The sequence below is a fragment of the Tistrella mobilis genome, assembly GCF_041468085.1.
GTDB classification, from domain to species: domain Bacteria; phylum Pseudomonadota; class Alphaproteobacteria; order Tistrellales; family Tistrellaceae; genus Tistrella; species Tistrella mobilis_A.
The window spans coordinates 213513-224800 of the sequence record NZ_CP121015.1; the positions used below are offsets into that span (position 1 = coordinate 213513).

General features: G+C 70.6%; 7 protein-coding genes. 4 read left to right on the forward strand and 3 right to left on the reverse strand.

The features are described 5' to 3' along the window. Positions 1-53 precede the first annotated feature (53 nt). A complete protein-coding gene (locus P7L68_RS03845; RefSeq protein ID WP_371999875.1) occupies positions 54-755 on the reverse strand; it encodes a TetR/AcrR family transcriptional regulator in 702 nt (233 codons plus the stop codon). A gap of 142 nt (positions 756-897) precedes the next feature. Between P7L68_RS03845 and P7L68_RS03850 the strand changes: the two genes are divergently transcribed. The 4 genes from P7L68_RS03850 (at position 898) to P7L68_RS03865 (ending at position 4878) form a co-directional block, all read left to right on the forward strand. Further along, positions 898-1941 carry a C4-dicarboxylate TRAP transporter substrate-binding protein gene (locus P7L68_RS03850; protein WP_371999876.1) on the forward strand — a complete coding sequence of 348 codons (1044 nt, stop codon included), beginning with the start codon at positions 898-900 and terminating at the stop codon, positions 1939-1941. Then, positions 1926-2441, forward strand: a complete 516-nt coding sequence (locus P7L68_RS03855; RefSeq protein WP_371999878.1) for a TRAP transporter small permease — start codon at positions 1926-1928, stop codon at positions 2439-2441. The genes P7L68_RS03850 and P7L68_RS03855 overlap by 16 nt, the downstream gene beginning before the upstream one ends. 30 nt (positions 2442-2471) lie before the next feature. After that, a complete protein-coding gene (locus P7L68_RS03860) occupies positions 2472-3362 on the forward strand; it encodes an SMP-30/gluconolactonase/LRE family protein (protein ID WP_371999879.1) in 891 nt (296 codons plus the stop codon). A gap of 169 nt (positions 3363-3531) precedes the next feature. Beyond that, entirely contained in the window at positions 3532-4878 is a 1347-nt protein-coding gene (locus P7L68_RS03865) for a TRAP transporter large permease (RefSeq protein ID WP_371999881.1), read from the forward strand. On the opposite strand, the gene P7L68_RS03870 is transcribed toward P7L68_RS03865, so the two are convergent. Together P7L68_RS03870 and P7L68_RS03875 are read right to left on the reverse strand one after the other, a co-directional pair. After that, a complete protein-coding gene (locus P7L68_RS03870; RefSeq protein WP_371999883.1) occupies positions 4847-5653 on the reverse strand; it encodes a thioesterase II family protein in 807 nt (268 codons plus the stop codon). The genes P7L68_RS03865 and P7L68_RS03870 overlap by 32 nt on opposite strands. 11 nt (positions 5654-5664) lie before the next feature. Continuing rightward, positions 5665-11280 carry a condensation domain-containing protein gene (locus tag P7L68_RS03875; protein WP_371999884.1) on the reverse strand — a complete coding sequence of 1872 codons (5616 nt, stop codon included), beginning with the start codon at positions 11278-11280 and terminating at the stop codon, positions 5665-5667. Between the last annotated feature and the right edge of the window lie 8 nt (positions 11281-11288).

Sequence of the window (11288 nt, forward strand, 5' to 3'; positions counted from 1 at the left end):
AACGACAACGTCGATTATTCTTCATTGGCGTCGAATTTTTTTGCGCCCTCGATTCAAAGCATCCGCTCCAGCCGTGCGATCTGGTCGCGCATGCCCTCAAGCAGGGCCTCGACCGAGGCAGCGGGGGCTTCGCCACGGTCGGCTTCAAGCGTGCGAACCGCCATGTCGCCGATGATGTCGGCCAGTTCCGCCGCAGCCGGGGGACGGTCGGGGCTGTACCACTGCGCCGTCCAGGCCGCCATGCCGATCACGGCGAGCGCCGCCACCCGATCGTCGACCGGGCGGAACACGCCGGCCCGGATGCCGTCGCGGATGATCCGGCGGCAATCTTCAAGATAACGGCGCTTCGAGGCGATGTGACGCGCGGCCAGGGCGGGCGGCAGGGCGGCTTCGGTTACCGCGATCATCTGCATCAGCACCTGGCGCTCCAGCGTGCCGACCACCTGGCGGCGCACCGCCTGGCGAAGTTCCGCCACCGGGTCGTCCGAGGCCGTGTCGCGGGATGCAAGCAGGGTCTGGACCGGGCGCTCCGACACTTCGGTCACGATCGCTTCCAGCAGGGCTTCCTTGTTCTCGAAATAGTAGTAGATCGCCGCCCGGCTCAGCCCCACCGCATCGGCGATGTCGGTGAGGCTGGTCCCGTCGAAGCCCTTGCGTGCAAACAGCGTGCACGCCTTGTCCTTGATTTCACGCTCCAGCAGGGCCTTGCGCCGCTCCCGCACCGTGCCGGATCCGGTTCCGTCCGTCGCGTTCATGCCTGTTCCTCGTCCTTGCCCCGTCCTTCGGGAAATTGCGCCGCGCCCCGTCGCGGCTGTTGACATCTTCGCAGATTTTAAACGAGATAGTTAAAAGTTTCACGCGGACGTAGATTCGCGGAACTGACGGGAGAAAACGGACATGATGGGCACATTCCAACGCCTCCGCAGCATTGCGGTGGTGACGGCCGGACTCGCTCTTGCGACGCCGGCGATGGCCGGCCAGACGCTCACCTACAGCGAATATGGTCCGGAACGCGCAATCCTGGGGACGACCCTCAACAAATTCGCTCAGGACCTGCGGGACGCGACCGATGGCGATCTTACGGTCAGGATCACCTATGGCGGCGCGCTGATCGCCTTGCGCGACGTCCTGCGCGGTCTCGGCGATGGTGTCGCCGATATGGGCACGGTGGTCGCGGTCAGCACACCGGTCGAACTGTTCAACTTCCGGGTCGGCGATCTGCCGATGGGCAGTTCCGACCCCTGGGTCGGCATGAAGGTGATGCAGGAACTGGCCGCGACCAACCCGACGATCCGGCGGGAGTTCGCCGATCAGAATCTCCGGCTGATCGCCAATTTCACCACCACGGCCGTGGTGCTGATCTGTACCGAGCCACTGAAAACCCTGGCCGATCTCAAAGGGCGGAAGGTCCGGTCCAATCCGCCTCACTCTTTCGCATTCGAGCATTTCGGGGCGATCTCGACCTCGGTCGCCTTTACCGATGTCTACCAGTCGCTGGACCGCGGGCTGATCGACTGCGCCCAGACCTATATCCCCTCGATCATTCCCTATCGCCATTTCGAGGTCGCCAAACACGTCACCCTGCTGGATTTCGGCCAGAATCTGGGTCTCGCCACGGCGATCAACGAACGCCGCTTCCAGCGGCTGACCGCCGATCAGCAGGCGAAGCTGCTCGACGCCGCAGACCGGCTTTCGGTAAACACCGCCCGCCTGAATATCGACACCATCGCCTCTGCCCGGGCACAGCTTGAGAACAGCTATGGCGTGACCTTCCATACGCTGTCGCCCGAAGATCACGCCCGCCTGCTCGATGCCGGCAAGATCACCGTCGATGCCTTCCTGGAGAAGGGGGATCCGGCGGTGCTCGACCAGTTCATGGCGCTTCAGGCGAAGTATCGGGCCGAGCTGGAAACGGAGGGTTATCCGTGGACGCGCAAGTGAGCGCGGCCACCGCCCGGCCGGTCCCCTGGCTTCGCCTCGCCGAACGGGCGCTGGCTGCGGTCGGGGTCGCAGCTCTGGCCTTCAGCGTGATCTATGTCGGCAGTGCGGTGCTCGGCACGCTGCTGGGCGTGGTACCGCCGGACGAGGATCTGCTGGTCGCAGAGGCCATGGTGGTCGTGGCCTTCCTGCCGCAATGGCTGCTGGTCCGCCGCCGCCGCCATGTGGCGGTAGAGGCGCTGACCCGCAGCCTGCCCGCGGGGCTTCAGCGGGGGCTCGACGTCTTCGCGGCGCTTTGCGGTGTGCTGGCCTATGGGGTGCTGGGCTGGGCGGCCTGGATCGCCTTCGGCCGGGCCTGGCTCAGCGGCGCGCTTTACATCGGTGAGCTTGAACTCATGACCTGGCCCGGCCGGCTGCTGGTGGTGGTCGGCCTGGCGGGCGGCTTTGCCGCCTGTCTGCTGGATCTGATCCGTGCCCTGACCGCACGGGCCGAAGACCGGTAGACACAAGACTCCACATCAGGGGAAAATCAGATGACGGAACAGCTTATCCCGGCCCGCAAGGTGGCCGACGGACTGGTCTTCGGCGAAGGTATCCGCTGGCAGGGCGACAGGATCGTTCTGTCCGACATGATCGGCCGCCGCGTGGTGAGGGTGGATCCGGCGGATGGGCGGATCGAGACCCTGCTTGAGGTTTCGGGCCAGCCGAACGGACTGGCCGTCGCAGAGACTATGGATGTCTTCATCCTGTCGATGTTCGACGGCAAGGTCCTGCGCTACGGCAATGACGGGGCGGTTTCCGTCCATGCGGACCTGTCGTCGGTCGTGACGGGTTATCTTGGCGATGCCGTGCTCGATGCCGGTGGCACGCTCTATGTCGACGATGTCGGCAGCCGCATCCTTCATGGCGAACCGCCATCGGCCAACGGCCGGGTCATTCGCATCACCGCGGATGGACGGGTGGACACGCTGCTGACCGGGCTGTCCTTCCCGAACGGCATCGTCATTTCCGCCGATGGCCGGCGGCTCTATCTGGCACAGAGCCTGTCGCAGCCGCCGTCGATCCGCAGCTACAGCATCGGCGAGGACGGCAGTCTTGCCGACGAACAATTGTTCGTCGTTCCGCCGGCTCCGACGGATGGCATGGGCATCGATGATGACGACGGCGTCTGGGCATGCGTCGCCGCCGGCGATGCGGGTGTCTACCGGTACGACCGGACCGGTCGGCTGACACATCGTGTGGTGATCGAAGGCTATGAGCCGATCTCGTGCTCCATCGGCGGCCCGGACGGCCGGACCATGGCGATCACCGCCATCCAGGCGCTGCACGGAAAAAGCATTTTCGACGAAATGCGTGCCGGACGGGTGCAGGCCGCCGTCTTCCTGGCCGACGTGCCGTTCGAGAAGCGGATGGCGCGTCCCTGACGCCGGAAACGTTCCCCGGACATTCCCGGAGCCCGTGTGCGTGGTCGCGCACGCTCCGGGGCGGGCATGGCGTCCGGCCGATGCCGCCGGGGCCTGAACAGACGGTCGCGAACATGTTCGACCGCTTACGCCACACGGCATGTCCGACAGCCCTGCGGAAGGAAACCGAATGACGCCGGCCTATGCCATTGGTGCAACCCTCGTCGCCGTGCTCGGCTTCGTGGGCCTGCGCGTGCCGATCGCCTTCGCCCTGATCCTGGGGGCGGCAATCGGGCTGCTTTTCGTCTATGGCTGGTATCCGGGCGAAGCTTTCGATCCCGAAGCCGCCTTCCGGCCGATGATGTCGGTTCTGGCCGACGTTCCGTTCCAGTTCGTCCACAGCTATGAACTCAGCACCATCCCGCTCTATATCCTGCTCGGTGCCGTGGCGCACAAGGCGGGAATCACCACCGACGTCTTCCGGTCGATGCGGGTGCTGCTCGGGCGGATGCCGGGCGGGCTGGCGGTCGCCTGCATCTTCGGCTGCGGCGGTTTTTCGGCGCTGTCGGGATCCAGCCTCGCCTGTGCCGCGGCCATGGGCCGGATCTCGATCCCCGAGATGATCGACAACGGCTATGACCGGCGGCTGGCCGCCGGCACGGTGGCGATGGGCGGCACGGTCGGCTCGATGATTCCGCCCTCGATCCCCTTTCTGCTGTTCGCGATCCTGGCCGAGGTGTCGGTGGGGCAGCTGCTGCTGGCGGGCATCCTGCCGGGGCTGCTCACCCTGCTCGGCTATGTGATCACGGTGCAGATCTGGGTGCGGCTGCGCCCCGAAGCGGCCCCCGGGCGCATGGCGCGGGTGTCGGCCCGCGACATGCTGGGGGCGGTCCTCGGCCTCTGGCCGGCGACCCTGCTGTTCGCGATCATCGCGATCGGCATCTTCACCGGCCTGTTCACCACCATTCAGTCGGCGGCGGTGAGCGTGATTGCCGCCACCCTGATCGGCATCGCCCGCGGCGCGCTACGCCTGCGTGACATGTACGAGGCGCTGGAGGATGCCGTCTCGCAATCGGCCCAGCTTTTCGTCATGGCCTTCGGCGCCAAGGTGCTGATCACGCTGGTTGCGGCGTCCGACCTGACCTCCGGCCTGGTGGGCTGGACACAGCATGCCGGGCTGGAGCCCTGGCAGGTGATGGCGGCGATCATCGTGCTGTTCCTGATCCTGGGCATGTTCCTCGACCCGTCGGGCATCCTGCTGCTGATGGTGCCGATCACCCTGCCGATCGTGTCGGGCCTTGGCTACGACCTGATCTGGTATGCGGTGATCGTGGTGAAACTGCTGGAGATCGGGCTGGTGACGCCGCCCATGGGGTTGAACGCCTTCATGGTCAATGCCGCCGTGCCGCGCAGCCATGCGGTGGATCTGCGCGAGGTCTTCGCCGGCATCGCGCCCTTCCTGGTGCTGGAAGCGGTGGTGACGGGGCTGCTGCTCGGCTTTCCGATCATCTCGCTGCTGATCCCCGGCATGATGTAAGGCGGGATGTAAGGCGGGCATTGCCGGCCATGGCCGCGAATGCCTGCCGGAGCGGGGCCTGCATGGCCGGGCCCTGATCCAGGATCTGGAAATGACCGCCGGGGATCCGCACCACGTCGACCGGGCCGGTGGTGACCTCGGACCACGCGGCCAGGCGGGCCGGGGTGGCATCGGCATCCGCCAGCCCCGCGATCGCCAGGATCGGGCAGGCGAGCGGCGGGGTGGGGTCGACCCGGTGGGTTTCGAGCAGCCGGTAATCGGCCCGCAGCACCGGCAGCACCCAGTCGAGCAGTTCGGCATGCTCGAAGACCTCGGGCGGGGTGCCGCCCAGGCGGCGCATCTCGGCCACCAGCCCGTCGCGGGGCAGAAGGTGGCGGCCCTCCGGTGCCGGAAGATGGGGCGCCTGACGGCCGCTCATGATCGCGAGCACCGGCCCCCGGCCCGCCGCCTCCAGACGGCGGGCCAGCTCGAAGGCGAGCACCGTGCCCATGCTGTGGCCCATCACCACCAGCGGCAGATCGGCCAGCGGCAGCACCTCGCGGCTGAGGTCGGCGGCAAGCCCGGCCATCGTGTCCGCCGGCGGTTCGGCGAAACGCATGCCCCGGCCGGGCAGTTCGACCGGCCAGATTTCGACGTCGTCGGGCACGCCGGCCGTCCAATGGGCGGCCGGATCGCCGGTCGGGCGGCAGAGATCCGCCGTGCCGCCCGCATGATGGAGAACCACCATGCGGGCGGACGCGGCGGCGTGGCGGCGGATATGGCGGAACCAGGCCATGGGATCGTCTCTCATTCGGCGGCACGGATGCCGGCCGCGGGCAGAAGCCCGGCATCGGCAAGCGCATCGAGGCACAGGCGGAGGCCGGCCCGGTCCAGGGCCGGAAGGCCAAGGCCCAGCGCGGCCAGCCGGGCATGGGTGCGGGTCGCGTCGACCGGCCGCTGCCGGGCGATGTGGTCGGTTTCGGCCAGCAGCGGCACCAATGCGGCCAGGTCGGCATCCTCCGGCCGGGTCGCCGCCAGCCGGCGGACCCGGCCGGTCCAGTCGGCGGTGGCGATGCGCGGCAGGGCGAAGCCCCGGCCCCGCAGCACCTCTGCGACATCATCCCAGTCGAGCGGCGCGCCGCCCGACAGATGGGTGATGCGGCCGGCCTGCGCGTCGCCGCCGCCGCCCGGGCCGGCCTTGGCCAGCGCCAGGAAGGCGTCGGCAAGATCGTCGGGACGGACCAGATCCAGCACCCGGCCGGTTTCCGGCATGGCATCGACCAGCGCCATGGCCCGGATCAGCCGCCAGGTCATCTCCCCCGCATCGACCCGATGATGCAGGCGGTCGCCGGCAATGGTGGTGGCGCGGTGCAGCATCACCGGCCAGCCGCGGGCGATTGCCCGGCAGAGCAGGCGGTCCGCCGCCCAGCGGCTGGCCAGATAGCCCGTGCCGAGCCCGTCGGGGCCGCCCGGGTCGCCGGCCTCGTCGAAGGGGGGCGCATCGGCGGCGGTATGGTCGACGATGCCGAAACTGCCCAGATAATGCACCGGTTTTGCCCGGCCCCCGGCCGCGAAGGCCAGCACCTCGCGGATGCCCTGGACATTGGCGGTGCGCAGGCGCGCATAGTCTTCGGCGAAATGGATGCGCGCGCCGGTGTGCAGCACGACATCGATCTCCCGGGAAAGCGCCGCCCATCTGCCGGGGGCAAGGCCAAGCGCCGGCCGGTCGAGGCGGCCCGCGATCACCGTCAGCCGCCGGGCGCGGTCGGGGGTCCAGAGGCCCCAGGCCCCGAGCCGGGCGGTGAGGGCGCGCAGGGCGGCCGCATCATCCGCGGCCTCTTCGATCACCGTTACCCGTGCCGCCGGATCATCGAGGGCGCGGGCCAGGATCCAGCCCGCGACCAGCGCGGGAACCCCGGTCATCAGGAGTGCGGCCGGACCGTCCGGCCAGGACGGAACCGGCCCCGGCGGGGGCGAGAGGTCATCCACGAGCGAGAGGTCGTCGCGCGGATCGGCAGCGGTACCGGCAGCGGCACCGGCTGCGACATCGCCGCCGTGGCCGGCCGCCAGGCGGTCGATCAGGGCGGCCTGGTCGGCCAGAACCGGGCTTGCATAGGCGGTCTTCAGCGGGAAATCGATGCCGAAGGCCCGGCCGACGCTGAAGGCCAGCTGGGTGGCGAGCAGGGAATTGCCGCCCAGCGCCAGGAAATCATCCTCCCGCGCAACGCCGGCGGTCTTGAGCAGCCCCGACCAGATGCCGGCCAGCCGGCGTTCGGTGGCGGTGGCGGGCGGCGTGCCGGCCCCGCCGCGGCGGCGGATCGCGCTGCGGGCGGCACCGTCCAGCGCCTGACGGTCGATCTTGCCCGTGGGGGTGCGCGGCCAGTCGTCGTGCAGCAGCACCAGATCCGGCACCATGGCCGGCGGCAACACCGCCTCCAGATGGCTGCGGAGCGCAAGGGTCAGCCGTTCCGCCGCAGCCAGGCGTTCGGGATGGCTGACCAGATCATCGAGCGGACGGGCGTCTTCCCCCGCCGGCCAGACGACCGGCGGCCCGGCCGGCCCCCGCCGGAACACCGCCCGGAAGCCGAGGCCATCGGCATCGAGCTGGAGATCGAGCGTATATCCCGCCCGGTCGGCCAGATCGTACAGTTGTTCGGGATCCGCACCACAGCCGGCGGGATCGGCATCCGCCGCTGCGACCCGGCGCCGCCAGTCGCCGGCATCCGCCGCCTGATCCAGCAGCTGCGCGGCCAGATGCGGCCGGAAGAGGCGGCGATGGGGAATGCCGGTCACCGCCAGCATCTCCGGTCCGGCCGCCAGGGCTGCGGCCAGGGCATCCGGCCCGACCCAGGGAATGGCGGCGGGCAGCGCCGCCGTGGCGGTGACGCCCTGCCGGATCAGCGCGTCGAAACGGCAGGCGGTGAGTTCATTGTCGGCGAAACCCCGCCGGGGCATGGTCTGCACCGCCGCCCCGGGCAGGATGCCGGCCGCAAGCCGCGCCACCGCCGACGGATGCAGCACGAGTTCGGTTTCGGCCGCAAGCGCCGCCCCGATCCGGTCGCGGATCGCCGCCCGGTCGAGGGCATCGGGCGCGGTGCGGAACAGAATGTCGGTCCTGAGCGCCGGATTGGCGGCCAGATTGCGCAGATCGCCCAGAAACACCCGGCCATCCGGCGCCAGGACCGGTTTCAGGGCGGCGAGCATGCGCGCCAGATGGCCGATATCCGGCAGGTACTGCACCACCGAATTCACCACCACCAGATCGAAACCGCCCGGGGGCACCAGCGCCGCCGGCAGCACGGCCGTCGCCTCGCAGAGCGCCAGGCGGACATGGCCGAGATCCGGCCGGCGGGCCTGAAGCCCGCGGATGGTGTCGAGGGCTGCGGCCGAGATGTCGGTGCCGAGAAAGGCCTCGGTGCCGGGGGCGATGCGGGCCAGCAGGAAGCCCTGGCCGCAGCCGATTTCCAGCACCCGGCGCGGTGCCAGCGCCCGGATGCGGGCAACGGTCGTCTCCACCCATTCGGCCATCTGATCCGCCGGGATCGGGCTGCCGTCATGGCTGTTGCGCCAGATGCGGTAATCGGCCAGCGGGTCGGCGCCGTCGCGGGCGATGCCGGCATATTCGCCGTCATAGACCGTGCGCCAGCGGGCAACGGCAAGTTCCGGATCGCCGGCCGGCCCGCCACCGGTCGTGACATGGGCGATCAGCCGGCGGTCGGGCAGGTCGGTGCCGCCGCAATCGATCGCCGCCGCCACGGCGTCCTGCACCTCGGGATGGTCACGCAGCCGGGACTCGATCTCGCCCGGTTCGATCCGCATGCCGCGGATCTTGATCTGGCCGTCACGGCGGCCGCGATGGATCAGCCGGCCCTGGCCGTCCAGTGCCACCAGATCACCGGTGGCGTGGCGGGGGCCGTCATCCGCGGGCTGGAAGGCGTGGGCGGTGCGGTCGGCATCGCCATGATAGCCGAGGGCGAGCACCGTGCCCCGGACGTGCAGCTCCCCCACAGCCCCCACCGGCACCGGCCGGCCGGCCGGATCCAGCACCGCCAGCCGGGCGCCGGGCAGCGGCCGGCCGATCGGCACCGGCCCGTCATCGCCGCGGGACAGGCGGGTTGCGGTCACATCGGCGGTCACCTCGCTCGATCCGTAGAGATTGAGCAGCAGGGCGTCGGGAGCGAGGCGGCTATACAGTTGTTGGACGAGTGATCGGGACAATGCTTCGCCGCTGAGATGTAGAACCCGGAGCGGCCAGGATGTCTCCGGCGCCGGATCGGCGGCGAGCATGACGGCGGCCACCGAGGGTGTGAGCACCAGGCGGGTGACGCCCTGCCGGCGGATTTCCGCCAGCAGGGCCGCCGGATCGCGCGCGACCGCGGGCGCCGGGACCAGGGCGGGGAAACCGGCCGCCAGCGGGTGGAGCAGTTCGGCCAGTGCATCGACGAAGGCGGGGGAGGTCTTCAGGCAGGCAAGGTCGCCGGCCGCCGCGGGCAGGCTGTCCATCGCCCAGCGCAGCCGGTTGAGCAGCGCGTCGCGGGCAAGCAGCACGCCCTTGGGCCGGCCGGTCGAACCCGAGGTGTGGATCAGCACGGCGGGGGCGCGGGCCGCCAGGCGCGCCGGAGCCGCGGCGCGGGCGGCGAATGCCGGCCGGCCGGCCAGGACGGTCGCGGGATCGAGCCGGGCGAGGCCCGGCACATCCCCGGTGCCGGCCAGCACCCGGATGCCGGCGCCCCGGGCAAGCTCTGCGATCGACGCCGTCGGTCGGGCCGGGTCGAGCGGGGCGGCGACCACCCCCCGGCGCAGGGCACCGAGCAGGGCGCCGGCCAGCGCCCGGCCGGGCGGCAGGGCCAGCGCCAGGATGTCGCCGGCTTTCAGCCCGGCCTCGGCCATGGCGGCATCCCAGGCCGCGGCGTCGGCCAGCAGATCCGCCGCGGCGACGGTGCCGTCGGCCCCGATCAGCGCCGGAGCGGCCCCCCTTGCGCCGAGGCCGCGGGCCAGCTCGTCGAAGAGGTCATCCTCTGCCCGCAGCAGCGCCGGCCCGCCGTCGACGACCGCGGCGCCGTCGGTCTCAAGCCCGATCGCGGCCATCCGGCGGTCGGGATCGGCGGTGAGCGCCCGGATCAACCCGACCAGCCGGTCGAGCAGCAGGCCGGCCTCGGCGCCGGTGATCCGGCGCGGGTCGTGGGCAAGGCGCAGCCGGATTTCCGCGCCGGGGAAGCCGGCCAGCATCAGCGGATAGCTGGTCTTCTCGAAGGTCGCCCGTTCGGTGAAGCGGATGCCGCGGGTGGCGAAGGGGTCCAGGGAGGCGAGCGGCATGTTCTCCCACACCGTCATCGACGTCAGCAGCTCGATGCCCGGGGCGATGCCGGCGGCGGCGCGGATCCCGGTCAGCGGCAGATGGTCGTGCTGGCGGGCCTCTACCAGCAGCGCCTGGACCCGGCGCAGCCAGTCCGCCGCCGTCGCCTCGTCGTCGATCGTGACCGCCACCGGCAGAATGGCGAGCAGGGGGCCGAAGATCTGTTCGACACCCGGAATCTCTGCCGGCCGGCTGGTCGATGTCGTGGCGAAGAGCGCCCGGGGCTGGGCGTCGTGGCGGGCGAGCAGCAGGCCCCAGGCGGCCTGGAACAGGCTGGCCTCGGTGATGCCGATCCGGCGCGCGGCAGCCTGGATGGCGGCGGTCTGGTCGCGCGGCAGCACCCGTTCCACCAGGCCGTGATCCTGGGGCCCGGCATCGGCGGCGGCCGGGCCGCGGTCGAACGGCAGGCGGGCGGGGGCTGCACCGTCGAGCGTGCGCGCCCAGAAATCGCGCGCGGCGGCGGTGTCGCGGCCGGCCAGCCAGTCGACATAGTGCCTGAGCGGCGGGGCGGGCGGCAGGGCGGGCGCCGTACCGCCGCCCGCATAGACCCGCGCGACATCGCCGAAGGCGAGGCCGAGCGACCAGCCGTCGGCGACGACGTGATGCAGCGTCGTCACCACCGCATGGGTTCCGGCCCCCAGGCGCGCAATGGTGAGGCGGATGAGGGGGGCCCGGTCCAGGGCGAAGCCGCGCGCCCGATCCTCGGCCAGGAAGGCATCGAGCCGGGCGAGCGGGTCGGCCTCGCCGGACCAGTCGGCGATGGTGACCGGCAGCACCGCCTTGCGGCGCACCACCTGAAGCGCCCGGTCGAAACCCTGCCAGTGGAAAGAGGCGCGCAGGGCGGCATGGCGATCGACCGCTTCCTGCCAGCCGCCGGCATAGAGCGCCGGATCGAACGGCCCCGTGACCAGGGCGGCGTATTGCTGCAGATACATCGCAGCCCCCGGTTCCCGGAGCACATGATGCAGCATGCCCTGTTGCAGGGGCGTGACCGGGTGGATGTCTTCGACATCCGGACGGCCTGCGGGGGGGATGGTGGCGGTTGGGGCGGCGGGTGTCGTCGACATGATGCGGC

What these genes read in the sequence shown, in the direction of transcription:
- P7L68_RS03860 (WP_371999879.1), top strand. Translation starts at nt 2,472, where the DNA reads ATGACGGAACAGCTTATCCCGGCCCGCAAGGTGGCCGACGGACTGGTC.
- P7L68_RS03865 (WP_371999881.1), top strand. Translation starts at nt 3,532, where the DNA reads ATGACGCCGGCCTATGCCATTGGTGCAACCCTCGTCGCCGTGCTCGGC.
- P7L68_RS03870 (WP_371999883.1), bottom strand. Translation starts at nt 5,653, where the DNA reads ATGGCCTGGTTCCGCCATATCCGCCGCCACGCCGCCGCGTCCGCCCGC.
- P7L68_RS03850 (WP_371999876.1), top strand. Translation starts at nt 898, where the DNA reads ATGATGGGCACATTCCAACGCCTCCGCAGCATTGCGGTGGTGACGGCC.
- P7L68_RS03845 (WP_371999875.1), bottom strand. Translation starts at nt 755, where the DNA reads ATGAACGCGACGGACGGAACCGGATCCGGCACGGTGCGGGAGCGGCGC.
- P7L68_RS03875 (WP_371999884.1), bottom strand. Translation starts at nt 11,280, where the DNA reads ATGTCGACGACACCCGCCGCCCCAACCGCCACCATCCCCCCCGCAGGC.